This window comes from Rhodanobacter sp. FW104-R8, from assembly GCF_001617365.1.
GTDB lineage: Bacteria > Pseudomonadota > Gammaproteobacteria > Xanthomonadales > Rhodanobacteraceae > Rhodanobacter.
This window is the reverse complement of the sequence record NZ_LVJR01000004.1, coordinates 18,201-41,293: the sequence shown is the minus strand read 5'-3', so window position 1 is coordinate 41,293 and position 23,093 is coordinate 18,201. Positions and strand designations below refer to the sequence as shown.

General features: G+C 67.1%; 23 protein-coding genes, 1 other RNA gene and 1 riboswitch. Of the genes, 15 read left to right on the top strand and 9 right to left on the bottom strand.

All coding sequences use genetic code 11. The annotated features are described in order from the left end of the window. Nucleotides 1–97 precede the first annotated feature (97 nt). On the top strand, nucleotides 98–334 hold the full coding sequence (locus RHOFW104R8_RS00500; protein ID WP_068090420.1) for a hypothetical protein: 237 nt from the start codon (nucleotides 98–100) through the stop codon (nucleotides 332–334). Between the two features lie 177 nt (nucleotides 335–511). Next, on the top strand, nucleotides 512–1,165 hold the full coding sequence (locus RHOFW104R8_RS00495) for a response regulator (protein WP_068090418.1): 654 nt from the start codon (nucleotides 512–514) through the stop codon (nucleotides 1,163–1,165). Between the two features lie 94 nt (nucleotides 1,166–1,259). Here the strand turns inward: RHOFW104R8_RS00495 and RHOFW104R8_RS00490 are convergent, their stop codons facing one another. After that, entirely contained in the window at nucleotides 1,260–4,409 is a 3,150-nt protein-coding gene (locus RHOFW104R8_RS00490) for an Rne/Rng family ribonuclease (protein ID WP_068090417.1), read from the bottom strand. A 335-nt stretch (nucleotides 4,410–4,744) separates the two neighbouring features. Between RHOFW104R8_RS00490 and RHOFW104R8_RS00485 the strand changes: the two genes are divergently transcribed. Beyond that, nucleotides 4,745–5,743, top strand: a complete 999-nt coding sequence (locus RHOFW104R8_RS00485) for an RluA family pseudouridine synthase (RefSeq protein WP_162840136.1) — start codon at nucleotides 4,745–4,747, stop codon at nucleotides 5,741–5,743. Here RHOFW104R8_RS00485 and RHOFW104R8_RS00480 read toward each other — a convergent pair whose 3' ends face one another. Next, nucleotides 5,744–6,088, bottom strand: a complete 345-nt coding sequence (locus RHOFW104R8_RS00480) for a 4a-hydroxytetrahydrobiopterin dehydratase (RefSeq protein WP_068090415.1) — start codon at nucleotides 6,086–6,088, stop codon at nucleotides 5,744–5,746. It lies immediately after the preceding gene. Nucleotides 6,089–6,240: 152 nt separating this feature from the next. Between RHOFW104R8_RS00480 and RHOFW104R8_RS00475 the strand changes: the two genes are divergently transcribed. Then, nucleotides 6,241–6,849 (top strand): NfuA family Fe-S biogenesis protein, encoded by a 609-nt coding sequence (locus tag RHOFW104R8_RS00475; RefSeq protein WP_068090413.1) that lies wholly within the window; start codon nucleotides 6,241–6,243, stop codon nucleotides 6,847–6,849. A gap of 61 nt (nucleotides 6,850–6,910) precedes the next feature. Here RHOFW104R8_RS00475 and RHOFW104R8_RS00470 read toward each other — a convergent pair whose 3' ends face one another. Both RHOFW104R8_RS00470 and RHOFW104R8_RS00465 read right to left on the bottom strand, forming a co-directional pair. Continuing rightward, entirely contained in the window at nucleotides 6,911–7,264 is a 354-nt protein-coding gene (locus RHOFW104R8_RS00470) for a cytochrome c (RefSeq protein ID WP_068090411.1), read from the bottom strand. Nucleotides 7,265–7,283: 19 nt separating this feature from the next. Next, nucleotides 7,284–7,607, bottom strand: a complete 324-nt coding sequence (locus tag RHOFW104R8_RS00465) for a cytochrome c (protein ID WP_068090462.1) — start codon at nucleotides 7,605–7,607, stop codon at nucleotides 7,284–7,286. 200 nt (nucleotides 7,608–7,807) lie between these two features. Here RHOFW104R8_RS00465 and ssrA point away from each other — a divergent pair. Then, nucleotides 7,808–8,161: a transfer-messenger RNA gene (ssrA, locus tag RHOFW104R8_RS00460) on the top strand. A 56-nt stretch (nucleotides 8,162–8,217) separates the two neighbouring features. Here ssrA and smpB read toward each other — a convergent pair. Continuing rightward, a complete protein-coding gene (smpB, locus tag RHOFW104R8_RS00455; protein ID WP_068090409.1) occupies nucleotides 8,218–8,709 on the bottom strand; it encodes an SsrA-binding protein SmpB in 492 nt (163 codons plus the stop codon). A gap of 203 nt (nucleotides 8,710–8,912) precedes the next feature. On the opposite strand from smpB, the gene RHOFW104R8_RS00450 reads away from it, so the two are divergent. Both RHOFW104R8_RS00450 and RHOFW104R8_RS00445 read left to right on the top strand, forming a co-directional pair. Further along, entirely contained in the window at nucleotides 8,913–9,344 is a 432-nt protein-coding gene (locus tag RHOFW104R8_RS00450; RefSeq protein ID WP_082823472.1) for a type II toxin-antitoxin system RatA family toxin, read from the top strand. Then, on the top strand, nucleotides 9,337–9,615 hold the full coding sequence (locus RHOFW104R8_RS00445) for an RnfH family protein (RefSeq protein WP_068090406.1): 279 nt from the start codon (nucleotides 9,337–9,339) through the stop codon (nucleotides 9,613–9,615). Before RHOFW104R8_RS00450 ends, RHOFW104R8_RS00445 begins: the two co-directional genes overlap by 8 nt. 31 nt (nucleotides 9,616–9,646) lie before the next feature. On the opposite strand, the gene RHOFW104R8_RS00440 is transcribed toward RHOFW104R8_RS00445, so the two are convergent. Then, nucleotides 9,647–10,105 (bottom strand): outer membrane protein assembly factor BamE, encoded by a 459-nt coding sequence (locus RHOFW104R8_RS00440; protein WP_068090405.1) that lies wholly within the window; start codon nucleotides 10,103–10,105, stop codon nucleotides 9,647–9,649. Between the two features lie 77 nt (nucleotides 10,106–10,182). Here RHOFW104R8_RS00440 and fur point away from each other — a divergent pair, with 77 nt between their 5' ends. After that, nucleotides 10,183–10,605 (top strand): ferric iron uptake transcriptional regulator, encoded by a 423-nt coding sequence (fur, locus tag RHOFW104R8_RS00435; protein ID WP_068090404.1) that lies wholly within the window; start codon nucleotides 10,183–10,185, stop codon nucleotides 10,603–10,605. 287 nt (nucleotides 10,606–10,892) lie between these two features. Here fur and RHOFW104R8_RS00430 read toward each other — a convergent pair whose 3' ends face one another. After that, nucleotides 10,893–12,488 (bottom strand): MASE1 domain-containing protein, encoded by a 1,596-nt coding sequence (locus tag RHOFW104R8_RS00430; protein WP_068090460.1) that lies wholly within the window; start codon nucleotides 12,486–12,488, stop codon nucleotides 10,893–10,895. Nucleotides 12,489–12,583: 95 nt separating this feature from the next. Between RHOFW104R8_RS00430 and RHOFW104R8_RS00425 the strand changes: the two genes are divergently transcribed. Further along, nucleotides 12,584–13,219, top strand: coding sequence for a response regulator transcription factor (locus tag RHOFW104R8_RS00425; protein WP_068090403.1), 636 nt, complete (start codon nucleotides 12,584–12,586; stop codon nucleotides 13,217–13,219). Between the two features lie 23 nt (nucleotides 13,220–13,242). On the opposite strand, the gene recN is transcribed toward RHOFW104R8_RS00425, so the two are convergent. Next, nucleotides 13,243–14,916 carry a DNA repair protein RecN gene (gene recN / locus RHOFW104R8_RS00420; protein WP_068090402.1) on the bottom strand — a complete coding sequence of 558 codons (1,674 nt, stop codon included), beginning with the start codon at nucleotides 14,914–14,916 and terminating at the stop codon, nucleotides 13,243–13,245. 128 nt (nucleotides 14,917–15,044) lie between these two features. On the opposite strand from recN, the gene hrcA reads away from it, so the two are divergent. The 6 genes from hrcA (at nucleotide 15,045) to RHOFW104R8_RS00390 (ending at nucleotide 22,162) form a co-directional block, all read left to right on the top strand. Continuing rightward, nucleotides 15,045–16,115, top strand: coding sequence for a heat-inducible transcriptional repressor HrcA (hrcA, locus tag RHOFW104R8_RS00415; RefSeq protein ID WP_068090401.1), 1,071 nt, complete (start codon nucleotides 15,045–15,047; stop codon nucleotides 16,113–16,115). Between the two features lie 81 nt (nucleotides 16,116–16,196). Then, a complete protein-coding gene (gene grpE / locus RHOFW104R8_RS00410) occupies nucleotides 16,197–16,727 on the top strand; it encodes a nucleotide exchange factor GrpE (protein WP_068090399.1) in 531 nt (176 codons plus the stop codon). 134 nt (nucleotides 16,728–16,861) lie between these two features. Continuing rightward, nucleotides 16,862–18,778, top strand: a complete 1,917-nt coding sequence (gene dnaK, locus RHOFW104R8_RS00405) for a molecular chaperone DnaK (protein WP_068090397.1) — start codon at nucleotides 16,862–16,864, stop codon at nucleotides 18,776–18,778. 109 nt (nucleotides 18,779–18,887) lie between these two features. Continuing rightward, on the top strand, nucleotides 18,888–20,015 hold the full coding sequence (gene dnaJ / locus RHOFW104R8_RS00400; protein ID WP_068090395.1) for a molecular chaperone DnaJ: 1,128 nt from the start codon (nucleotides 18,888–18,890) through the stop codon (nucleotides 20,013–20,015). 70 nt (nucleotides 20,016–20,085) lie between these two features. Further along, nucleotides 20,086–20,886, top strand: coding sequence for a 4-hydroxy-tetrahydrodipicolinate reductase (gene dapB / locus RHOFW104R8_RS00395; RefSeq protein ID WP_068090393.1), 801 nt, complete (start codon nucleotides 20,086–20,088; stop codon nucleotides 20,884–20,886). Nucleotides 20,887–20,941: 55 nt separating this feature from the next. Further along, nucleotides 20,942–21,132, top strand: a riboswitch (yybP-ykoY riboswitch). A 25-nt stretch (nucleotides 21,133–21,157) separates the two neighbouring features. Further along, entirely contained in the window at nucleotides 21,158–22,162 is a 1,005-nt protein-coding gene (locus RHOFW104R8_RS00390) for a sodium:calcium antiporter (RefSeq protein WP_068090391.1), read from the top strand. 43 nt (nucleotides 22,163–22,205) lie between these two features. Here the strand turns inward: RHOFW104R8_RS00390 and RHOFW104R8_RS00385 are convergent, their stop codons facing one another. Beyond that, a complete protein-coding gene (locus RHOFW104R8_RS00385) occupies nucleotides 22,206–22,901 on the bottom strand; it encodes a 2OG-Fe(II) oxygenase (protein WP_068090389.1) in 696 nt (231 codons plus the stop codon). Between the last annotated feature and the right edge of the window lie 192 nt (nucleotides 22,902–23,093).

The following is a 23,093-nucleotide window of genomic DNA, read 5'->3' as shown; positions in this document are numbered from 1 at the left end:
GTGATTTCCCCACACATGCTGTAGGCATGGGACGACATATCGGTCATTCCCGCATGTGGCACCTTGGACTGGTTGATGGGAAGAGGAAATAGCTGCCATGGTGACTATTTCGCTGAAGCAATCGGCCGCAGGCGACTGGAGCATCTGCCGTTACCACGTCAAGCTGTTCGGTGACCTGCAGCTGGGACCGGCGATCACGCTGGCCAGGGAAGTAGCTCGCGATGAATATCGGCGCATGGGGCACCAGGTTTGCGTCGAGATGCCCGGGCCGGTTGCCGCGATCGTGCTGGCGCGCTACGCCGGCCGGCCGGCGGACGGCACGCTGGCGGCTTGAATCTCGCGCGGATTGGCCCGTTGCATCGCGTCAGGATGCGGAAGCTGGCGGTGGTTGCAAGCCGTCGGCGACGTTGCATGCGGCCAGCCGCATCGTCTCGCGCACGAAGTGCCGAAGGCTTGCAATGGGGCTCCGTGCGGCCTAATTTCATGCAGCCCAACCAGGGAGGGCGTCATAGTGATCAACGTGATTCTGGTGGACGATCACGAGCTGGTTCGCACCGGCTTCCGGATGATCCTGCAGCAACAGACCGACATCAATGTCGCCGGCGAGGCGGGCAGTGCCGAAGAGGGCCTGCACCTGATCCGTACGCTGGCGCCGGACATCGCGCTGGTGGATGTGCACATGCCCGGCATGAGCGGGATCGAGCTTACCGAGCGCGTGTGCCGATCGAAGATGTCCACGCACATCGTCATCGTGACGGTGGTCGACGATGCGCGGTTCCCCAAGCGGCTGCTCGACGCCGGCGCGCTCGGCTACCTGACCAAGGGCTGCAGTGCCGGCGAGCTGGTGTCGGCAGTGCGCCAGGTGGCCGGCGGGCGGCGTTATCTCGCTCCGGCGGTGGCCCAGCAACTGGCGCTGGCCACGCTCGACGGCAGTGCCTCGCCGTTCGATGTGCTGTCCAGCCGCGAGCTGGAGGTGGCGATGATGCTGGTGCGCGGCAAACCGCTGACGATCATCGGCGAGCAACTCAGCCTCAGCCCGAAGACCGTGTCCACCTACAAGCAGCGGCTGATGGAAAAGCTGCAGGTGGATCACGTGCTCAGCCTCGCGCACCTGATGACCGTGCACGGATTGATCGATACGCCGAACCATCACGTCGGCAACTGAGCCCGGACGGCGTGGCAGGCGGAAGGCATCGCCAGAAGCTAAAAAAAACCGGACGCGAGTCCGGTTTTTTTCGCCTGGGCAGTGCGGCGACGAATCAGCCGAGCGAATCGTTCTTCTGCACGCCGGATTCGTCCTGCGGCGGCACGGACGCACGCTTGTCTTCCTCGTCACTCGTCGCTGCCGGCGTTGCCGCCCTGGCCAGCAGGTCGCCCTGCCTGGGCAACGGGACGACCGGGCCGGCATCGACCGGCTGGTCGGGCGCACCTGCGGCGTAAGCTGTCGTCGCGATACCCGCGGGGTGGCCAACCTGGTGGTCCGTCGGCACCGCTGGAGTGGTCGCCGTCGGTTCCGCCGTCGCCGCAGTTGCGGGTTCTGTCGACGTTGGCTGCACCGCGACCGTCACCGCGTGTTGCTGCGCCGCCGCGGGAGCCGGTCGGTCGAGCGTGATGGCGGGCGCCTCAGTCACGATGGCGACTGCCGGCGTGGTGGATGCGATCGTGGTCGTCGCCACGGCCTCGCCCGCGCGGGTCGCCGTTGCCGGTCCGGTCGGCAACGCATCGGAAGATGCCGGTACCGATGTGGCAGCAGGGTGAATCGTGATCGTATCCTGCCCGGCGTCCGCCGCCGGGGATTGCGCATGGTCGGGGATCGGCGGCAGGACGGGCAGGTTGAATGCCGTTGCGACGGCTGCCGCGGACGTGGCGATCGCCAGCGGCTGGCCGTCGATCGTGGCGGCGGGCTTGTCGGCCGCGGGCTGGCTGATCGGAGCGGCCGTGTGGCTGCCGTTTGCAGAGGCTGTCAGCGGTGCCGGTTCACGTGGCGATTTTTCGGGAGCGGCCGGAGTGGCTGCTGCCGACGCCTCGGCGGATTCCTCGTCGCGATCCTCGTCGTCGAGCGCCTGGGCCTGCACGCTGTCGAGCGGCGCATCGCTCGCAGCGCCTTCGTCGTGACGGCGACGGCGGCGGCCGCCGCGCCGGCCGCGCCGACGGCGCGACTGGCCGCCGTCGGCGTCCATCGCCTGCTCGGCGGATTCCGGCGCCGTCGACGTAACCGGCGGCATGAGCAGCAACTCGGTTTCCTTGGCGGCGTCATCCAGAGGCGCGGTGACCGGGCGTTCGTCATTGGCGGCTACGCGTGGCTGCCGTTCGGCCTTGGGCTGCGGTGGCGGATTCGGCTTGCGCTCGGTACGCGCCGGGCTGTTTTCGCCGACGGGCCTGGGCTGGCGCTCCGCCTTGCCGGCTTGTGCCGGAGCCTGCTGTGACGGGCGTGGTGATGCTTCGTTGCTGCGCTGGCGGTTGCCGCGCGGCTGTTGCTGGGCAGTTGCCGGTTTCGGTGATGCCGGCTGCTGCGCCGTATCGCGGCGTGGCTGGCGCGACGATGAGACGTTCGCGCCACTGGCGTTGCGGTTGCCGCGCTCGTCGCGACGGTTGCGTTGGCCAGTGTCGTTGCCGGCATCGGCGCGTTTCGCCGCCGGAGTCGGGGCGGGCGACGCCGTTTCGGCGCTGCGGAACCAGCCCAGCAGGCGCGAGATGATGCCCCCGGTTGGCGCAACGTGGGCCGCCGGCGGGGCGGCTGCGGGCTGGCGGCGTGCGGCGGGCTGCGCCGGTGCAACCGGGGCAGCGACGATTTCCTCGCGCACCGGGGCGGGGCTGGCCGGCACGATGCCGCTCACCGCGGGCTGTTCGCCACTGCCCAGGGCCTGGCCCATCTTCGGCAGTTCGGCGGGTTCCACCGCAGTGAGGCGCTCGTAGCTGGGCTTGCTGTGCTCGCCCATGTCCGCTTCGCGGATGCGCTGGATCTCGATGTGGGGGGTTTCCAGCTTCTCGTCGGCGACGATCACCACGTGCGCCTTGTGGCGCAGTTCGATCTCGACCACGCTGGCGCGCTTCTCGTTGAGCAGGAAGTTGGCGACGCTGGTGGGCGCCTGCACCAGCACCTGGCCGGTGTTGTCCTTCATCGCGTGTTCTTCGACCAGGCGCAGGGTCGACAGCGACAGCGATTCCACGCCGCGGATATGGCCGTGGCCCTCGCAGCGCGGGCAGACGATCTGGGTGGCTTCGCCCAGGCTGGGGCGCAGACGCTGGCGCGACATCTCCAGCAGGCCGAAGCGCGAGATGCGGCCGATCTGCACGCGGGCGCGATCCTGCTTCAGCGCCTCCTTCAGGCGGTCTTCCACTTCGCGCTGGTGCTTGGGGCTGTCCATGTCGATGAAGTCGATCACGATCAGGCCGCCGGCATCGCGGATGCGGCACTGCCGGGCGATTTCCACCGCCGCCTCGCAGTTGGTGTTGAACGCGGTCTCCTCGATGTCGCTGCCCTTGGTGGCCTTGGAGGAGTTGATGTCGATCGCGGTGAGCGCTTCGGTCTGGTCGATCACGATCGAGCCACCGGACGGCAGCCTCACCTGGCGGTCGAACGCGCTCTCGATCTGCGTCTCGATCTGGTAGCGGGTGAACAGCGGGGTGTCGTCCTTGTACAGCTTGAGCTTGCGCAGGGCGTTCGGCATCACCTGCTGCATGAAGTCGCGGGCGTCGTTGTACAGCGATTCCTCGTCGATCAGGATTTCGCCGATGTCGCTGCGCAGGTAGTCACGCAACGCGCGGATGAACAGCTTGGATTCCTGGTAGATCAGGAACGGCGCCTTCTGCTTGCTGGCCGCCTCGGAAATCGACTTCCACAGCTGCAGCAGGTAGTCCAGGTCCCACTGCAGTTCTTCGGCGTCGCGGCCGAGGCCGGCGGTGCGTACGATCAGGCCGACGTCATCCGGCACGGTGACGTGGTCAAGGGCCTCCTTTAGCGCCTGCCGGTCCTCGCCCTCGATCCGGCGCGAGACGCCGCCGGCCTTCGGGTTGTTCGGCATCAGCACCATGTAGCGGCCGGCCAGGCTGATGAACGTGGTCAGGGCGGCGCCCTTGTTGCCGCGCTCTTCCTTCTCCACCTGGACGACGACTTCCTGACCTTCCTTGATCAGTTCGCGGATGTTCGCCTTGTGCGGGTCCAGGCCCGGGGTGAAATACTCGCGGGAGATTTCCTTCAGCGGCAGGAAGCCGTGGCGCTCGGCGCCGTACTCGACGAAGCAGGCTTCGAGTGAAGCCTCAACCCGAGTGATTCGACCCTTGTAAATATTGGACTTTTTCTGTTCCCGCGAAGGGATTTCGATGTCCAGGTCGTACAGGTTCTGGCCATCGACAATGGCCACGCGCAACTCTTCACGCTGAGTCGCGTTGATCAACATGCGTTTCATGGTGGTAATCCTCGGCTTGGCCGCGCGTCGCGTGCCGCGGTGGCGCCGCAGTGGCGGCCTGCCGGGGATCGCGCCGCTGCGGTTAAGCGGCAATAAAACGGCACCGTTTCCGGCGTCGGGATGATTCGGTCAGCTACGCCTGCCGCCCCGATGCCTCGATCGCATCGGACAAACAGCAGCCCGAACCGTTACGATGAAAGGGAGTCGCGACTGGCCGCCCGAAGGCAACCGGAGCAATCCTCGCCGACGTTACGGGCGGGCACTCGACCCGATCCAGACTTCGGCGGGCAGAATGTGGCGCCCGCCGAGTATCCTATTTCATCAGGTTTTTTTCAATGCAGACGGCAACTTCCCATGACGCACCTCACGGTGTACGTCAAGTCGAGATCGGCCCGGAGCGGGACGGCCAGCGGATCGACAATGCGCTGGTGACCCTGCTTAAAGGCGTGCCCAAGAGCATGATTTACCGGCTTTTGCGTACCGGCCAGGTGCGCGTGAACGGCAAGCGGGCCAAGCCGGACACCCGTCTCGTCGAGGGTGATACCCTGCGTATTCCTCCCGTGCGGGTGGCGGAACGGCCGGAGCGGGAAGGGCCGCCGACCGGCCAGGTGGCGGAGGTGGCCGACGCGGTCATTTTCGAGGACAAGCATTTCCTGGTGATCGACAAGCCGGCCGGCGTGGCCAGCCACGGCGGCAGCGGGGTGAGCCACGGCGCGATCGAACTGTTGCGTGCGGCCCGCCCGCAGGAGCACCTGGAATTGGTGCACCGGCTGGACCGCGACACCAGCGGCGTGCTGGTGTTCGCCCGAACCCGGGCCGGGCTGACCGGGCTGCAGGCGGCGATCCGCGCCGGCGAAGTCACCAAGCAGTACCTGTGCCTGATGCTCGGCCACCCTTCCAAGGCGAAGTTCGACGTCAACGCGCCGTTGCTGAAATCGGTGATGCAGGGCGGCGAGCGGATGGTACGGGTGTCCGACAACGGCAAGCCGTCGCTGACGTTTTTCCGCGAGATGGAGCAGTACCCCAGCGCCCGCCTGATGCAGGCCACGCTGGGTACCGGCCGCACCCACCAGATCCGCGTGCATGCGGCGCATATCGGCCATCCGCTGGCCGGCGACCCGAAATACGGCGATCGGGAGATGAACAAACGCTACCGCGAGATGGGCCTGAACCGGATGTTCCTGCATGCCTCGCACATGAGTTTCGACCTGGACGGGCGTTCCTACAGCTTTTCCGCGCCGCTGCCCGACGACCTCAAGGATTTCCTCGACGTGCTGGCAGTGAAAGGCAAACGGCTGGTATGGATGCAGGAGAAGTCGCGCACCGACTTCTGATCAGCGCGCCAGCAGGGCTTCGACCCGTGCCGCGCAAATGAAGTCGTTCAGCGACAGGCCGCCCACGTCGTGGGTCGACCAGAGCACCTGGCAGTGGCCGTAGCCGGCCTCGAGATCCGGATGGTGATCCTCCTGGTTGGCCATGAAGCCCACCGCATTGATGAAGCCCAGCGTGTGGCGGAAGTCGGCGAAGCGGAAATCCTTGGCGATCGCCGCGCCATTACCGCGCAGTTGCCAGCCTGGCGGCAGCTGCAGCAGCAGTTCGGCCACCTGTGCGGCATCCAGCGCGTGTTCCTTGCCCTTGCGCGGCTGGCAATGCCGGTTGGCCAGGTCGTTGGCGTTCATGGGAGCTCCCTGTGGGCTGAAAGTCGGATGCGAAGCGTCGAAGTTGCGCGTGAAAAAGTCAAAGCGCGCATCGTTTTCAAAACAGGACTAAAATGGTGCTGATTCAACGGCGAGGTTCGCCGGCACCCGTCAATGGCGAGAGTGGAGCAGGCATGATCGAGATTTCCGAGCGCGCGCAGCAGCATTTCCTGCGGCTTCTTTCCCAGCAGGGCATCGACGGGCTGGGCATTCGCCTGCGGGTGACCTCACCGGGGACGCCGGCGGCCAACTGCGAGCTGGAGTTCTGCGAGCAGGAGGATCTTGCCGGCGGGGAATGGACGATCGAATGCGCCGGCTTCGATTTCCATGTCGATGGCGACAGCGCCAGCTGGCTGGACCAGGCCAGCATCGACTTCGAACCCAATGCCACCGGCGGCCAGCTGAATATCCGTGCGCCGAAGATCAAGGGTGACGTGCCCGGCGTCGAAGCCGGGCTGATCGAGCGCGTGCGCTACGTGCTGGAAGCGGAAATCAATCCGAAGCTGGCCTCGCACGGCGGCCGGGTCAGCCTGCTGGAGATCGATGCCGACGGCGCGGTGCTGCTGCAGTTCGGCGGCGGCTGTCACGGCTGCGGCATGGTCGACGTGACGCTGAAGCAGGGCGTGGAGAAGACCTTGCGCGAACGGGTGCCCGAGGTCACCGCGGTGCGCGACGCCACCGATCATTCCGGTGGCAAGAAGCCGTACTACAGCAAGGCCGAAGGCAAGTCGGCGATCGCCTAGCGGCGTGAAAAACCAAGGCCCGCGGGAGCGGGCCTTGGCGAGCGTACGGTTTGCGACGGACTTATTTGCTGCCGCTGACGTGGCCCTTCAGCGTGTCGAGCTTGCTCGGCAGGCTGGAGAAGTACGCGGAAACGTCCTCGATGTCCTGGTCGGACAAGGTGGCCACCATGCCCTTCATGATCGGGTTGTCGCGCTGGCCGTCCTTGTACTCGTGCAGCACGCGCTGCAGGTAGAGGTTGTACTGGCCGGCGAGGCGCGGATACTGCGGATCGACCGAGTTGCCGTCGGTGCCGTGGCAGGCGAAGCAGGTGGCGGCCTTCTGCTTGCCGTTCTCGATATTGCCGTTGGCCAGCAGCGAGGTGGAGGCGAGCGCCAGCGCGACGCCGAATGAAAGCAGGGTAAGCACACGTTTCATGCGGGGAATCCTTGGCAACTTACTTGGCGAGGCTGGAGAGATAGGCGGCGATGTTCTGGATGTCCGTGTCGGACAGGCTCTGCGCCTGCGCATCCATGGTCGGGTGCTTGCGGTCGCCACTCTGGTAGCCGTGCAGCGCATTGACGATGTAGAGCTCGTTCTGGCCGGCGATCTTCGGCACCGGGTACTGCGGGTAGGCGTTGGTGTAACCGGGCACGCCGTGGCAACCGGCGCAGGTGTAGATCAGTGCACGTCCGGCGGCCTTGTCGCCTTCGGCATGGGCGCTGGTGGCGGCGAAGAGGGCTGTGGCCACGGTCAGGCCGAGCAATGGCAATCGAGTCATCGAGATCATTCCCACGAGTGCGACGGATACGGGAGCACGCAAGTCACCAAGTATAGACGTTGCGTTTACGCCCTAACAACACTCGGCTTGACGTTGGTCAATGTTTGCGCAGCGCGCATTCGATAGGGCCGCCTTCAGCATGCGGCATTGCCGTTGCGATCCGCGCCCCCATATACTGGCGCAGTCAGATCGTTTTCCCCGGGGGTGTCCTGGCTTCGACGGGGGTAGTGAGATGACCTGGTGCATGCCGAGGGGGCAGCTTTCCTCGTTAATCCAGCAGCAAACTCATAGTTGCCAACGACGACAACTACGCTCTGGCCGCTTAAGGCCTAGCCCCGAACCCACTTGTGCTCGTGCTCGTCGGTGTAGGGTCATTATCACGGGATCGCCGAAGACTGCCGCCTGGCGGTACTAGGTCAAATCAATCAGGCTGGTTCCGCGGTGCGCCTCGCCCATCGTGCTTGTCGCGGAACGAGATCGAACGATGAGCTAAGCATGTAGATCCGGGCGTTGAACGCCTTCGGACGCGGGTTCGACTCCCGCCACCTCCACCAACACAGAACCCCCGAGCGATCGGGGGTTTTTTTTCAGGACTGGTGGCCGCAGCGGATCAGGTTGCGCGGTTGTGCGAGCGCATCGTGCGCTGTTTCTCGATCTGCCAGTCGCGCTGCTTCTCGGTGTCGCGCTTGTCGTGTTCCTGCTTGCCGCGGGCGAGCCCGATCTCGACCTTCACCTTGTTGCCCTTCCAGTACATCGCGGTGGGCACCAGGGTGTAGCCCTTGCGCTCGACCGCGCCGACCAGCTGGTCGATCTCCTTGCGATGCAGCAGCAGTTTGCGGGTGCGCCGGTCCTCGGCGATGACGTGGGTGGATGCGCTGATCAGCGGCGGGATCGAGGCGCCGACCAGGAAGATCTCGTTCTTCAGGACGATTGCGTAGCTGTCGCCGAAGTTGATCCGGCCCGCGCGCAGCGCCTTCAGCTCCCAACCCTGCAGCGCGATGCCGGCCTCGAAGCGCTGGTCGATGTGGTACTCGAAACGCGCGCGCTTGTTGAGCGCAATGGTGCCGCTGCCCTTGTTGTCCTTGTCCTTTGCCTTGGCCATGTCCGCTAAACTTCGCGGCACTGGGCGGCCACTTTGCCTGCCAGCCCCATCAAAGGGCGGCGTCTATTGAGAGTGCATCCACGGATGGATGCTTTTTGATCTTCGCATTCATGGATGAATGCAGAAACCACCGAGTGCATCCATTGATGGATGCTTTTTGATCTTCGCATTCACGGATGAATGCAGGAATCGCCGAGGTCGCCGTGATCGAAATTCGTCGCAGTGCACTGGTGAAGCATTCGCCGGCGCAGATGTTCGACCTGGTCAATGATGTGGAAGCATACCCAAAGCGCTTCTCCTGGTGCGCCGGTGCCGCGGTCCTCGATCGCCGGGACAACGTGTTGGTGGCGCGGCTGGATCTCAAGTTTGCCGGGTTCCACCAGAGTTTCACCACGCGCAACACGGTCGACCCGCCGCGGCGCCTGCAGATGGATCTGGTCGACGGTCCGTTCCGCAGCCTAGAGGGCGTGTGGGATTTCATCGCGCTGGGCGATGCCGGCTGCAAGGTCGCGTTCGCGCTGGATTTCGATTACGCCGGCCGGCTCGGCGGCGGTGCCTTGAAGCTGGGTTTCCAGGGGCTGGCCGGGCGCATGGTGGACGATTTCTGCCGCGAGGCCGAGCGCATCCATGGCTGAGCGCACGATCCGCGTCGAGGTGGTCTACGCCGGGACCGGGCGCCCGGTCGTACGCCAGATCGAACTGGCCGAAGGCAGCACGGTGATGCAGGCGATCGACGCCGCGGGTTTGGCCGCGGTGGTTCCGGGCGGGGCGATCGACCCGTCACGCCTGGGCATCTTCGCGCGCAAGGTGCCGCCGGACCGGATCGTGCGGCAGGGCGATCGGATCGAGGTCTACCGCCCGCTCATGCTCGATCCGATGGAAGCGCGCCGCCGCCGCGCCCGCTGAACGTCGCGGCGGCGCCGCATCCGGTGTCCGATCAGTGGCCGTCCTGGCTACCCTGACCGAAGCCGCCGTCGTTCTTCTTGTCGTCCGGGGACGTGCTCTTGTCGCCCTTGGTCTCGGTGGCCGGATAGCCGGCGCTGTACTTCTTGCTGTCCTTGACCAACTGCTGGGCATCCTGCGCGAAGAAATCGCCTTCGGTGTGCACCAGCGTGTCGTTGTTGAAGGTCAGCGTGAACGTGCGCACTTTGATGGGGCCGCCGCGGTGGGACTGGGTGGAGACGTAATCCCAGCGGCTCTGCTCGAACGGCGTGCTGACCGAGGGGGTGCCCATCAGCACCAGCACCTGATGCTTGGTCATGCCGGGCTTGAGCTGATCCACCGTTTTCTTGTCGAGCAGGTTGCCTTGCTGCACATCGGGCGTGTAGACGAGGTGACAGCCGGTGATGGAGAGCGCCAGCACGGCGAAAACCAGCAGGGTGATCAGCTTTTGCATGCGTGTTGCGTCCGGATCGTGAAGGTGTCGGATGATACACTACCGGCCTGAAAACGCCGTGTGCGGGGAGTGGATCTATGGAACAGGAAACCAAAGAGCTGCGCCGGGTCGGCCTCAAGGTGACCCATCCGCGGATGCGCATCCTGCAGATCTTCGACGAGGAGGAGGGACATCACCTCACCGCTGAGGATGTCTACAAGAAGCTGCTTGCCCACCAGGAAGACATCGGCCTGGCTACGGTGTACCGCGTGCTGATCCAGTTCGAGGCGGCAGGCATCGTCGTCAAGCACAACTTCGAAGGCGGCCAGGCCGTCTATGAACTCGATCGCGGCAAGCACCACGACCACATGATCGATGTGGACAGCGGGAAAGTGATCGAGTTCGTCAGTGAGGAGATCGAGCGCCTGCAGCACGAGATCGCCGCACGGCACGGTTATGTGATCGAGGATCACAGCCTGGTGTTGTACGTCCGGCCGAAGCATCGTCAGCGCAAGAGCTGAGCCGCGCATCGTCCGGCATGGCGGTGCGCACCGGGTGGCGCGCATGAAAAAAGCCGCGGGGAGGACTCCTGTCCGCCCGCGGCTTGCTCCCCTACCTGTCGGTCGGCATAGGCGAATGGCTCGCGTATGCCCGTGTTCCTCGCCAGGTAGCGGCGAAACGGCTTCCTGCCGTTTTTCAGGGGCCCCGTCCCCACGGAGACCCTGATCCACCATCTTGCGATGGTGGCTCCCCCACATCGATAGGCCATCCTAACGAGCCCTTCACTTTTCCGGTATCGGAAAAATTCCTAGGGTTGCCGATGACCTTCCGGTCGGCTGTTGCTGCGCAGCAAAATCCGCAAGTGCACACCGGCAGGCGAGGGGCGCAGGCGGAACTGGCCGCCGAGCGAGGTGACCCGGTCGCGCATCCCCTGCAGGCCGCGCCCCCCGCGGGGTAGCCGGCTAGGCAGGCCGGTACCGTCATCGCGCAGGTCGAGCATGGCCACCGCAATGCCCTGGCGCTCGCCGATCCGCAGGCGCAGCCGGAACTCGCTGGCCTTGGCGTGCTTGACGGCATTGGTCGCGCTTTCCTGGGCCAGTCGGTAGATCGCGGTGCGGGTGTCGTCGTCGAGCAGGCGCGGGTCGCCGTGCAATTCGGTGCGATAGACCATGCCGGCGGCGTTCAGCAGATCGCGGATCGGGCCTTCGTCGAGCGCGCGCAGCAGCCCGAACTCGTCCAGTACGGCGGGGCGCAGGTCGTCCAGCAGGCGGTGCAGCGCGCGCCGCATGTGGGCCAGGATGGCATTGATCGAGGTGCTGATGTCTTCCATGCCGGCCTGGTACAGGCGGGCCTGGGCCAGTTTCACGTGGGTCTGGATCGCGGTGATGTTCTGCCCCAGTTCGTCATGCAGCTCCGCCGCCAGGTGCCGGCGCTGGTTCTCATCCGCCTGCAGGTTGCCGCGGGCGGCATCGCGCAGCTGATGGGCGAGTTGGTCGAGCCGGCGGTTGACCGCGCCAAGGTAGACGTTCTGCTCGGCGACCCGTTCACTGCTTCGGCGCAGGGCGTCGGTGGCGGAGCCGAGCATCAGCGCACCGGTTCCCGCCACGGCCAGGAACAGGTAGGCCGCGGCCGTCGATGGCGCGTGGCCCAGGTGCTGGTCGGCCAGGGTCATGCCGAGGCTGGTGATGAGCATGGCCAGGCTGGCGCCGCGCCAGCCGTGACGGAACGCGAAGAACAGCACCGGCGCGAGCGACAGCACCCGGGCAAATTGCGGTTGCGGCGCGGCCCGTTCGGACAGCACCAGCAGGATCACCATCGACGGCAGCATCACCAGCACGCCGTCCACGAGCAGGCCGGCCAGGGCCCGTTGTTCCACCCGGGTGCGCAGCAACATGATCATCAGCGGGACGACCAGCAGGATGCCCAGGTAATGGCTGAGCAGTTCCTCGCCGAGTACACGTACCATCAGGTCCGGCGAACCCGGCGTGCTGACCAGGGCCAGCAGGGCGGCGTCGACGACGGTGGTCGCCGTCACCACCAGCACCGCCGAAAGCAGCAGCCGGGTCACGTCCTGCGGAGTGTGCAGGCTGGCGTGCAGGTCGAGCCGCCGCAACGGCCATAGCGCGGCGGCCATCACCAGCGGCTCGGGCAGCTCGCCGAGGGCGAAGCCGGCCCAGCCCTGGGGCAGCCCATGGGCCAGGCTGATGCCGGCGGTTGCGGTCAGTTCCGCACCGAGCAGCCAGCCCCAGCAGCGCACCGGGGTGAGCAGCAGGGCGCCGAAGCGCAGGCCGTAGGGCAACATCCAGTAAGGCTGCACGGTCGGCCACAGCAGCAGCCACAGCAGCAGGTAGCCGACGGCGAGCAGGGGACCGGAATCGGGCAGGCGGAGGGGGTTCAGGCGCATGCGCGGATGGTACATGCGCGATCCGCCGGGGTGTCCGCTTTCCGTGTCGGCGGGGATGTCGGGCGCGGAACGGAATCCCTGTGTAAAGTAGCGGGATGTACAGCATTGTTCTGGTCGACGACCATGCCATCGTCCGCGAGGGCTTCAAGCGGCTGATCGAGATGGAGGCGGACCTCGATGTGGTGGCCGAGTGCCGCAGCGCCGATGACGCGGTGGAAGCGGTCAACCACTGGCGCCCCGATCTCGTGGCGCTGGATCTGTCCCTGCCCGACGGCAGCGGGTTGCCGCTGATCGAGCACCTGCTCAGCGTGCATGCGCAGACGCATGTGGTGGTGTTGAGCATGCACGACGGCGAGCCGTACGTGTCCGAGGCGCTGCGCCGCGGCGCCAGCGGCTACGTGACCAAGGGCGTGGCGCCGGAAGAACTGGTGGCCGGCCTGCGCGCGGTGATGCAGGGCGAGTGTTTCCTCAGCTCCGACCTGCGCCAGCGCCGCGCCGAGCGGCCGAATGCGGCGCTGGATCCGATCAACCGGCTGACGGCGCGCGAGCGCGAGGTGTTCCTGCTGCTGGCCGGCGGCCGCACGCCGAAGCAGGTGGCGGCGGAGCTGGGCATCGGCCAGAAAACCGTGTACATCCACCGCGCCAGCCTGATGGGCAAGCTGGCCGCAGGTTCGGAACTGGACCTGTACCGGATGGCGAGCGAGCGCGGGATGCTGGCGTCGGCGGGCTGATCGGGCCGGGCGGTTCGCCGCACTCAGGCGGTCTGCGCCCGATCCAGCATCTGTTTCGCGTGCGCCCGCGTCTCGCGGGTGATCTCCACGCCGCCCAGCATGCGGGCCAGTTCGTCGCGGCGACCGCCGGCATCGAGCCGTTCGATCCGCGTGCGGGTGGAATCGCCGTCGCTGTGCTTGCTGACCTTGAGATGCGCGTGGCCCTGCGCCGCCACCTGCGGCAGGTGGGTGACGCACAGCACCTGGCGCCTGGCGCCCAGCGCCCGCAGCTTCTGGCCGACCACTTCGGCGACCGCGCCGCCGATGCCGGTGTCGACCTCGTCGAAGATCATGCAGCCGACGGTGTCCTTGCCCAGGGTGGCCACCTCGATCGCCAGGCTGATGCGCGCCAGTTCGCCACCGGAGGCCACCTTGCGCAGCAGCCGCGGCGGTTGGCCCGGGTTGGCGCTGACCAGCAGCTCGCAGCGTTCGCGGCCCTGTGGATCCGGCTCGTCGCCGCCGGCCGCCTCCAGTTCGATGCGCAGCACGCCGCCGGCCATGCCCAGCTCGGCCATCAGCGCGCTCACCTCTTCGCCGAGCCGGGCAGCGGCGTCGGCGCGGGCCTCGCTCAGCTGCGTCGCCGCGGCCGTGTAATCGTGCTGCAGGCGCTGGCGCTGCGCAGCGAGCTTTTCCAGCGCATCGCCGGCACCTTCGAGTTCGCCCAGTTCGAGGCGCAGGGCGTCGAGCCGGTCGTGCAGTTCAGCCAGAGGCAGCCGGTGCCGGCGCGAGAGTTCGTGGAGGCGCGCCAGATGCTGGTCCACTTCCGCATAGCGCTCCGGGTCGAGATCGACATCCTGCGCATAGCGCACCAGGCCGTCGGCGGCTTCGCCGAGTTCGATGCCGGCGTTGTCGAGCAGCTCCAGCAGCGGGGCCAGCTTGCCGTCGATCGCCGCGAGCTTGCCCAGTTCGGCGTGGGCGCGGCCGAGTGCACGGCGCAGCGCGAATTCGCTGTCGCCGTCGAGCAGCTCGACCACGCCGGCCGTGCCCTCGGCCAGCCGGCCGGCGTTGGCGAGGCGCTTGTGGCTGGCCTCCAGTTCGTCCAGTTCGGCCGGCGGCAGCGCCCATTGCTCCAGCTCGCCGAGCTCGTGGCGCAGCATCTCGATGCGCCGGTCGCGATCGTCGCCGCCGCTGAGCTTGCGCATGCGCGCGCCGAGCTCGCGCCACTGCACGGCGCTGTCGCGCACCCGCGCCAGCAAATCGTCGTGGCCGGCGTAGGCATCCAGCAGGGCCAGCTGGTGCGGGCGCGACAGCAGCGCCTGGTGCTCGTGCTGGCCGTGGATCTCGACCAGCAGGGCGGCCAGTTCGCCCAACTGGCGGGCGTTGGCGGGGCGACCGTTGATCCAGGCCTTGGAGCTGCCTTCGGCACGGATCACCCGGCGCAGCTGGCAGCCGCCGTCCTCGTCCAGTTCCTCGCGCCGCAGCCACTGGCGCGCTTCCGGCAGTTCGGCCAGGTCGAATTCGGCGGCCAGCTCGGCGCGGTCGCTGCCGGCACGCACCATGCCGCTGTCGGCGCGGGCGCCAGCCAGCAGCATCAGCGCGTCGACCAGCAGCGACTTGCCGGCGCCGGTTTCGCCGCTGACCACGGTCAGGCCGGGGCCGAACGCGACCTCGGCGGCTTCGACAACGGCAAAATGGCGGACGTAGAGCGAAGTGAGCATGGGCAGGCGGATGGTGGGATGACCGGATTGTAGCGGGAGCCCGTGGCCGTGCACGCAGGGCACGTTCCACTTGCAAGCCGCGCGCGCAGACCTTATTTCTGTCAGGTCTCAAGGATCGCTACAGACGCATGATCAATCCGCATGGCCACGACCTCGACGCCCGCGCCCGCCGCCTGTTGCGCACGCTGATCGCCCAGTACCTGGTCGATGGCGAGCCGGTCGGCTCGCGTACGCTGTCGCGTTCGTCCGGCCTGGACGTCAGCCCGGCCACGATCCGCAACATCATGGCCGACCTCGAGGACGCCGGCCTGGTCGCCTCGCCGCACACTTCGGCGGGGCGGGTGCCCACGCCGCGCGGCCTGCGCCTGTTCGTCGACAGCCTGATCGAGCTGCAGCCGCTGCCGCGTGCGGAGATGGCCCGCCTGCAGCGCGAGCTGCCGCCGGGGCCGACCACCACGCGCGATCTGCTCGGCAACGTGTCGACCCTGCTGTCGGCGATGACCCATTTCGCCGGCGTGGTCACGGTGCCGCGCCAGGCCGATTTCCCGCTGCGGCACATCGACTTCGTGGCGCTGCCGGATGCGCGGGTGCTGGTGATCCTGGTGTTCAGCGACAACCAGGTGCAGAACCGCATCGTGCAGCTGGCCCGGCCGCTGGACGGCCGCGAGCTGGAGCAGGCGGCGAACTATCTGAACAGCCACTTTGCCGGCCTGCGCGTGGACGACATCCGCGCCGGCCTGCTGGCCGAGGTGCGCAAGACCGGCAGCGAGCTGAACCAGCTGCTAGCCAGCACGGTGGAGCTGGCCACGGCCTCGTTCGCGCCGCCGGCCAGTGGCCCGAGCGGCCCGGATGTGCTGGTCAGCGGGCAGACCAACCTGATGGGCTACTCCGAGCTGGCCGACCTGCAGCGCCTGCGCGAACTGTTCGAGGCGTTCCAGCAGAAGAACGAGCTGCTGCAGCTGATGGAAGTCTGCGCCCGGGCGCCGGGCGTGCGGCTGTTCATCGGTGAGGAATCCGGCTTCACCGCGCTCGACGGCTGCAGCGTGGTCACCGCCAGCTACGGCGCGCAGGGGCGCGTACTCGGCGCGGTCGGCGTGATCGGCCCGACACGGATGGCCTACGAGCGGGTGATCCCGGTGGTGCAGGCCACCGCCGGATTGCTCAGCGACGCCTTGAATCGCGCCGCCACGACCCTATAACCGCAGCGGGAGGCGGTTTTTTTGGCAAATCTGGACGGTCGGACTCGCTGCCGGCCATGAACTTTCCTTTTGGAGTGATGCATGCAGAACAACGATCCGCAGTCGCCGGGTGAGGCGCCGGTCCGGGGCCAGCCCGCCGAGTCGACCATCGAGATGGAGAAGCTGCAGGCGCGCGTGGCCGAACTGGAGGCGAGCAATGCCGAGTTGCGCGAGACCGTGCTGCGCGAAAAGGCCGAGCTGGAGAACCAGCGCCGCCGCCTGCATCGGGACCTGGAGCAGGCCCGTCGCTTCGCCAACGAGAAGCTGCTGGGCGAACTGCTGCCGGTGTACGACGGGCTGGAAAGCGGACTGACCATCGAGGGCGGCGACGTGGCCTCGATCCGCGAGGGCCTCGGCCTCACCCTGAAGGCGTTGCTCAAGGTAGCCGAGAACCATGGCATGTCCCAGGTCGATCCGCTGGGCCAGCCGCTGGATCCGGAGCGCCATCATGCCGTGAGCATGGTCGAGGCGCCGGGCCAGGCGCCGGGCACCGTGGTCAACGTGCTGCAGAAGGGCTACGTGTTGAACGACCGCCTGCTGCGCCCCGCGCTGGTCGCGGTGGCCAGGGACTGAGCACCGAACGGGCGCGCCGGTTGCCGCGCAGGAAATCGCACAAGGGGCCTTGCCGGCATTGAATCGTCCGGGCAGACCCCCATCTGGAAACCATCGCGGCCGCGGGGGCCGCAAGAAAAATTCGGAGAGCACACATGGGCAAGATCATCGGCATCGACCTGGGCACCACCAATTCCTGCGTGGCGATCATGGACGGCAGCACCACCAAGGTCATCGAGAACTCGGAAGGCGATCGCACCACGCCCTCCATCGTCGCCTTCACCAAGGACGGCGAGGTGCTGGTGGGTGCCTCGGCCAAGCGCCAGAGCGTGACCAACCCGAAGAACACCTTCTATGCGGTGAAGCGCCTGATCGGCCGCAAGTTCACCGACTCCGAGGTGCAGAAAGACCTGCACATCGTGCCCTACGGCGTGATCGCCCACGACAACGGCGACGCCTGGGTGCAGACCTCCGACGGCAAGAAGATGGCGCCGCAGGAGATCTCCGCCAAGGTGCTGATGAAGATGAAGAAGACCGCCGAGGACTATCTCGGCGAGACGATCACCGAAGCGGTGATCACGGTGCCGGCCTATTTCAACGACAGCCAGCGCCAGGCCACCAAGGACGCCGGCCGCATCGCCGGCCTCGAGGTGAAGCGCATCATCAACGAGCCGACCGCGGCTGCGCTGGCCTACGGCCTGGACAAGAAGGGCGGCGACCGCAAGATCGTGGTGTACGACCTTGGCGGCGGCACCTTCGACGTGTCGATCATCGAGATCGCGGAAGTCGACGGCGAGAAGCAGTTCGAAGTGCTGGCCACCAACGGCGACACCTTCCTCGGCGGCGAGGACTTCGACATGCGCGTCATCGACTATCTGGTCGAGGAATTCCAGAAGGAGCAGGGCATCGACCTGCGCAAGGATCCGCTCGCGCTGCAGCGCCTGAAGGACGCCGCCGAGCGCGCCAAGATCGAGCTGTCCTCGAACCACCAGACCGACGTGAACCTGCCGTACGTGACGGCCGACGCGTCCGGTCCGAAGCACCTCAACATCAAGCTGACCCGGGCCAAGCTCGAGGCGCTGGTGGAGGACCTGATCAAGCGCACCATCGAGCCGTGCCGCATCGCGCTCAACGACGCCGGCCTGCGCGTGGCCGACATCAACGACGTGATCCTGGTCGGCGGCCAGACCCGCATGCCGAAGGTGCAGGAGGCGGTGAAGGACTTCTTCGGCAAGGAGCCGCGCAAGGACGTCAACCCGGACGAGGCCGTCGCCGTGGGCGCGGCGATCCAGGGCGGCGTGCTGGGCGGTTCGGTCAAGGACGTGCTGCTGCTCGACGTCACCCCGCTGTCGCTGGGCATCGAGACGATGGGCGGCGTGATGACCAAGCTGATCGAGAAGAACACCACGGTGCCGACCAAGGCCTCGCAGACCTTCTCCACCGCCGACGACAACCAGACCGCGGTGACCGTGCACGTGCTGCAGGGCGAGCGCGAGCGCGCCAGCGCGAACAAGTCGCTGGGCAAGTTCGACCTGCAGGGCATCGAGCCGGCGCCGCGCGGCATGCCGCAGATCGAGGTCACCTTCGACATCGACGCGAACGGCATCCTGCACGTGTCGGCCAAGGACAAGAAGACCGGCAAGGAACAGAAGATCGAGATCAAGGCCGGCTCGGGCCTGTCCGAGGAAGAGATCGCGCGGATGGTCGCCGACGCCGAGGCGAACAAGGAAGAGGACAAGAAGTTCCACGAACTGGTCGCCACCCGCAACAAGGCCGACCAGCTGGTGCACGCCACCCGCAGCGCGCTGAAGGAGCACGGCGGCAAGGTGCCGGCCGATCAGCTCAGCAGCATCGAGGGCGCGCTGTCCGACCTGGAGAAGGTCAAGGACGGCGAGGACAAGGCGGCGATCGAGGCCAAGGTCGGCAAGCTGGAGCAGGTGGCGCAGGCGCTGTACGCGGCCGCGCAGGGCGGCCCGGCCGATGCGGGGGCGCAGTCCGCACCGGGCGGTTCGGCCCAACCGGACGACGTGGTCGACGCCGAGTTCACCGAAGTGAAGGACAACAAGCAATAATCGGCACCGTCTTCGGTATGGCCGACTGACCAGCCCGCGCCAGGCATCCTCCCGGCGCGGGCTGTTTTGCTGATCGGGACAGGGTGTGGCAAGCAGTGTGGATGCATGAATGAGCAAGCGTGACTACTACGAGGTGCTGGGTGTCGAACGCAGCGTCAGCGAGATCGAACTGAAGAAGTCCTTCCGTCGGCTGGCGATGAAATACCATCCGGACCGCTGTCCGGACGATCCCACCGCGCAGGAGAAATTCAAGGAGGCCAAGGAGGCCTACGAGGTGCTGTCCGACGCTTCGAGGCGCGCGATGTACGACCAGCACGGCCATGCCGCCTTCGAGCACGGCATGGGCGGTCGTGGCGGCGCCGGTTTTGGCGACGTTGGCGACATCTTCGGCGATATTTTCGGCGATATTTTCGGCAGGGGTGGCGGCGGTCGCGGGCGTCCGCGGCGCGGCGCCGACCTGCGCTACGTGATGGAGCTGGAGCTGGAGGAGGCCGTATTCGGCATCAGCCGGCAGATCGAGGTGCCGACCCAGGTCAACTGCCACCACTGCAACGGCAGCGGCTCGGAGGACGGCAAGGTCAGCAAGTGCAAGACCTGCAACGGCCACGGCCAGGTGCGCATGCAGAACGGCATCTTCTCGATCCAGCAGGCTTGCCCGCACTGCGGCGGCAGCGGCCAGGCAATCGAGAAGCCGTGCAGGAAATGCCATGGCGAGGGCCGCCTCGAGGAAACCCGCACGCTGTCGGTACAGATCCCCGAGGGCGTCGACAACGGCGACCGCATCCGCCTGACCGGGCAGGGCGAGGCCGGCCCGGCCGGGGCGCCGGCGGGCGACCTTTACGTGGAAGTGCACGTGCGCGAGCACGCGATCTTCCAGCGCGACGGCAACGACCTGTATTGCGAGCTGCCGATCCGTTTCTCGCAGGCTGCGCTCGGCGCCGAATTGCCGGTGCCGACGCTGGAAGGCGAGGTACCGATCAGCATTCCGCCCGAAACGCAGACCGGCACCCAGTTCCGCCTGCGCGGCCGCGGCGTGAAATCGGTGCGCAGCAGTCGCCACGGCGACCTGATCTGCCGCGTGGTGGTGGAGACGCCGGTGCGCCTGACCAGGCAGCAGCGCGAGCTGCTCGCGTCGCTGGAGGCCACCTTCGACGGCAACGACGCCGGCAAGCACACGCCGCGTGCCAAGGGCTGGGTCGACGGCGTGAAGAAGTTCTGGTCGAAAGTCACCACGTGAGACCGCCGGGTGAGACCGCGGGCACACGCGCTAGCATGTGCCGACCGACGTCTTTGACTGGAGCGCGCCAATGATCCGCCCCCTACGCCTTGCCATCAGCGGCGCTTCCGGTCGCATGGGCCATGCGCTGCTGGCGCTGCTCGACGACGACGCACGCTTCGAGCTGGTGCACGCGGTGGTGGCGCCGGGTTCGGTCCACGACGGCCGGCCCGTGTTTGCCGGCGTCGCGGATTCGCTGCGTTATGCGCACGACTGGAACCAGGCGCCTCAAGTTGACGCGATCATCGACTTCAGCGGCCCCGCCGGCCTGGCGCTGGCGCTCGACCACTGCCTGGCGCACGGCATCGCCCTGGTCAGTGGCACCACCGGCATCGATGCGGCGCTGGAGGCGAGGCTCGCCGATGCCGGCAAGCACATCGCGATCCTGCGCGCCGCCAGTTTCAGCCTCGGCGTGGCGGTGCTGACGCGCTTGCTGCGCGAAGCGTCGGCGGCCTTGCCGGCGTGGGACCTGGAGATCGTCGAGGCGCACCACGGCCGCAAGCAGGACGCACCCTCGGGCACCGCGCTGGCGCTCGGTCGCGCCGCCGCCGAGGCGCGCCAGACCACGCTGGAGACCGCCGCGGTGTACTGCCGCGAGGGCCGGACCGGCGAGCGGATCGGGGGCAATATCGGTTTCGCGGTGGTGCGCGGCGGCGACATCGTCGGCGAACACACCGCCATGCTGATCGGGCAGGGCGAGCGGCTGGAACTGGCCCACCGCGCCACCGACCGCTCGATCTTTGCACGCGGCGCCCTGCAGGCGGCGCACTGGCTGGCCGGCCGCAGCGCCGGGCACTGGCAGCTCGAGGACGTGATCGCCGGGCCGCGCTGAAACGCGCCGCTGGCTCGCCGGCCTTGTCACGCCCGGCGGCGGCCACTACCATCGGCGGCCTGTCATTGGGGAGTAGCCAGCCTCGTCCCCAGAGGCGTCCGCATCAACAGACTTGGCCGCCATGTTTCCGGCGCCATGGTGCGGACAGCAGCCGCCGCCACCAGGTGGCGCCTTGCCCGGCGAGACCTTTGGCCAGCGACATGTTCACCCGGCCGGGCGAGCGGTGTCGTTGCGCCATCGGTTCATCCGTTCGCCCGGCCCCGTGCAATCCATGCTGCTCACTTTCTGCCTGTTCCTTGGTTCGGCCGGCGCGATCTATCTCGCCTGCGAATACTTCGTCAACGGCGTCGAATGGTTCGGCCACAAGCTGAGGCTCGGCGCGACCGCCACCGGCACCGTGCTGGCGGCCTTCGGCACCGCCTTACCCGAAAGCGCAGTGACCTTCGTCGCGGTGATCTTCGGCAAGACACCGGAGGCACGCGACATCGGCGTGGGCGCCGCGATGGGCGGGCCGCTGGTGCTGGCCACGATCGCCTACGCAGTGGTGGGCGTGGCGCTGTGGTGCAACCGTGGCCGCCTGAAACGTACCGACCGGCTGGTGCGGGTCGACCACCGGCGGCTGGCCCACGATCAGGCCTGGTTCCTGGCGATCTTTGCGGTCAAGGTCGGCCTGGGCCTGGTGGCGTTCGCGATCAAGCCGCTGCTGGGCGTACTGTTCCTGCTGGCCTACGCGCTGTACGTGTGGCGCGAGGTGCGCAGCGACGACAGTGCGCCGGACGATGAAACGCTGGATCCGCTGAAGTTCCGCCTGGGCGATGCCGACCCGGCCCTGCGCTGGGTAGTGGCGCAGACGGTGGGGGCGCTGGTGGTGATCGCGGCCGCCTCGCGGGTGTTCGTCAGCCAGTTGGAGGCGATCGGCGTGGCGTTCTCGTTGCCGCCGCACCTGGTCGCGTTGTTGCTGAGTCCGGTGGCGACGGAATTGCCGGAAACGCTCAACGCGCTGATCTGGGTGCGCCAGGGCAAGGAGCGCCTGGCCTTGGCCAACATCTCGGGCGCGATGATGATCCAGGCCACGATCCCCAGCGCGTTGGCGATCTTCGCTACGCCATGGCTGTTCGATGCGCCGCTGATCGCGGCCGGTATGCTGACCGCGATCGCCATCGGCTATCTGTGGTGGCTGTTCCATCGCGGCCGCGTCGATGCGCGCTGGCTGCTGCCAGTCGGGCTGCTGTACGGCGTGTTTGCCGCATTCGTGGCGTGGCACTTCGCTCACTGAAGCCTTGTTGCGCGCCAGCCATGCTGCTGGCGCGCACAAGGCTTCAGTCGGGGTGCGAGGCGTTGCGGTCGCGGCCGGCGCCGAACCGGGTGTCCAGCTTGCCGAACAGTTTCTTGAACGCGCGCGAGAATTTGCCGCGCTTCGTCTTGCGCAGCTTTTCCTCCTCGCTGGTGAGCCACGCCACCTGGATCACCCGCCGCTCGCCCTCGTAGGGCAGGTGGCCGTGGAAGGAGTTCTCGCAGCGCTTGAACACGGCGAACTCGCCGTACAGCGGGATCAGCTCCGGCGCCGCGATGCTGTCGATGTCGTCGATCCGGTGCAGGAACCGCAGGCAACCGTCGCTGGTGTCCGGCCATCGCGTGTTCAGGTAGATCAGCGCGGTGGCCACCTTGGACCGGCTGTCGGTATGGATGGTGCCATGCCGCTTGTTCAGCAGGCGGCACAGCGTCACCAGCGTCGGGTATTGGCCGAGGTTGTCGATCCCCAGCCGTTGCCCGATGGCGTGTGCAAACGCCGGCGAGGTCATGTTCTCGATCAGTGCATTGATGCTCGGTCCGCAGTCGTCCGGGTCGTACGGGAAGAAGCCGGCGCTGGTATAGCGGGGGAAATCGCGTTCCAGGTCGTCGCGCACCTCGTCCGGAAGCTGGCCGTGGGCCATCATGAACGGGAAGGGCTGGTGCTGAACCATGGTGTCCGGGCGATCGAGGCGTGCGGGATCGAGCAGAACGGCGGCACTCATGGGACATCGGACTCCAGCGAAAAGTGGCTTAGTGTAGCGCTGGCCGATCGATCCGGAAGAGCGGAACATCGTGGGGTTCATGTTCCGTGAGGTGGACAGAAACGGCATTGCCGCATACAATTTCCACCCGCCCAGATCCTTTCCTTCCCAAGCTCCACAAGCCGGCAATCGTGCGGCTTGCGGACTTTGCTG

Excerpts from the sequence above, each read along its gene's own strand:
- RHOFW104R8_RS00490 (WP_068090417.1), bottom strand. The coding sequence starts at position 4,409 with ATGAAACGCATGTTGATCAACGCGACTCAGCGTGAAGAGTTGCGCGTG.
- RHOFW104R8_RS00480 (WP_068090415.1), bottom strand. The coding sequence starts at position 6,088 with ATGAACGCCAACGACCTGGCCAACCGGCATTGCCAGCCGCGCAAGGGC.
- hrcA (WP_068090401.1), top strand. The coding sequence starts at position 15,045 with ATGATCAATCCGCATGGCCACGACCTCGACGCCCGCGCCCGCCGCCTG.
- dnaJ (WP_068090395.1), top strand. The coding sequence starts at position 18,888 with ATGAGCAAGCGTGACTACTACGAGGTGCTGGGTGTCGAACGCAGCGTC.
- RHOFW104R8_RS00500 (WP_068090420.1), top strand. The coding sequence starts at position 98 with ATGGTGACTATTTCGCTGAAGCAATCGGCCGCAGGCGACTGGAGCATC.
- recN (WP_068090402.1), bottom strand. The coding sequence starts at position 14,916 with ATGCTCACTTCGCTCTACGTCCGCCATTTTGCCGTTGTCGAAGCCGCC.
- RHOFW104R8_RS00430 (WP_068090460.1), bottom strand. The coding sequence starts at position 12,488 with ATGCGCCTGAACCCCCTCCGCCTGCCCGATTCCGGTCCCCTGCTCGCC.
- RHOFW104R8_RS00465 (WP_068090462.1), bottom strand. The coding sequence starts at position 7,607 with ATGACTCGATTGCCATTGCTCGGCCTGACCGTGGCCACAGCCCTCTTC.
- RHOFW104R8_RS00385 (WP_068090389.1), bottom strand. The coding sequence starts at position 22,901 with ATGAGTGCCGCCGTTCTGCTCGATCCCGCACGCCTCGATCGCCCGGAC.
- RHOFW104R8_RS00475 (WP_068090413.1), top strand. The coding sequence starts at position 6,241 with ATGATCGAGATTTCCGAGCGCGCGCAGCAGCATTTCCTGCGGCTTCTT.
- RHOFW104R8_RS00485 (WP_162840136.1), top strand. The coding sequence starts at position 4,745 with ATGCAGACGGCAACTTCCCATGACGCACCTCACGGTGTACGTCAAGTC.
- RHOFW104R8_RS00445 (WP_068090406.1), top strand. The coding sequence starts at position 9,337 with ATGGCTGAGCGCACGATCCGCGTCGAGGTGGTCTACGCCGGGACCGGG.
- smpB (WP_068090409.1), bottom strand. The coding sequence starts at position 8,709 with ATGGCCAAGGCAAAGGACAAGGACAACAAGGGCAGCGGCACCATTGCG.
- grpE (WP_068090399.1), top strand. The coding sequence starts at position 16,197 with ATGCAGAACAACGATCCGCAGTCGCCGGGTGAGGCGCCGGTCCGGGGC.
- dapB (WP_068090393.1), top strand. The coding sequence starts at position 20,086 with ATGATCCGCCCCCTACGCCTTGCCATCAGCGGCGCTTCCGGTCGCATG.
- RHOFW104R8_RS00470 (WP_068090411.1), bottom strand. The coding sequence starts at position 7,264 with ATGAAACGTGTGCTTACCCTGCTTTCATTCGGCGTCGCGCTGGCGCTC.
- dnaK (WP_068090397.1), top strand. The coding sequence starts at position 16,862 with ATGGGCAAGATCATCGGCATCGACCTGGGCACCACCAATTCCTGCGTG.
- RHOFW104R8_RS00425 (WP_068090403.1), top strand. The coding sequence starts at position 12,584 with ATGTACAGCATTGTTCTGGTCGACGACCATGCCATCGTCCGCGAGGGC.
- RHOFW104R8_RS00390 (WP_068090391.1), top strand. The coding sequence starts at position 21,158 with ATGCTGCTCACTTTCTGCCTGTTCCTTGGTTCGGCCGGCGCGATCTAT.
- fur (WP_068090404.1), top strand. The coding sequence starts at position 10,183 with ATGGAACAGGAAACCAAAGAGCTGCGCCGGGTCGGCCTCAAGGTGACC.
- RHOFW104R8_RS00440 (WP_068090405.1), bottom strand. The coding sequence starts at position 10,105 with ATGCAAAAGCTGATCACCCTGCTGGTTTTCGCCGTGCTGGCGCTCTCC.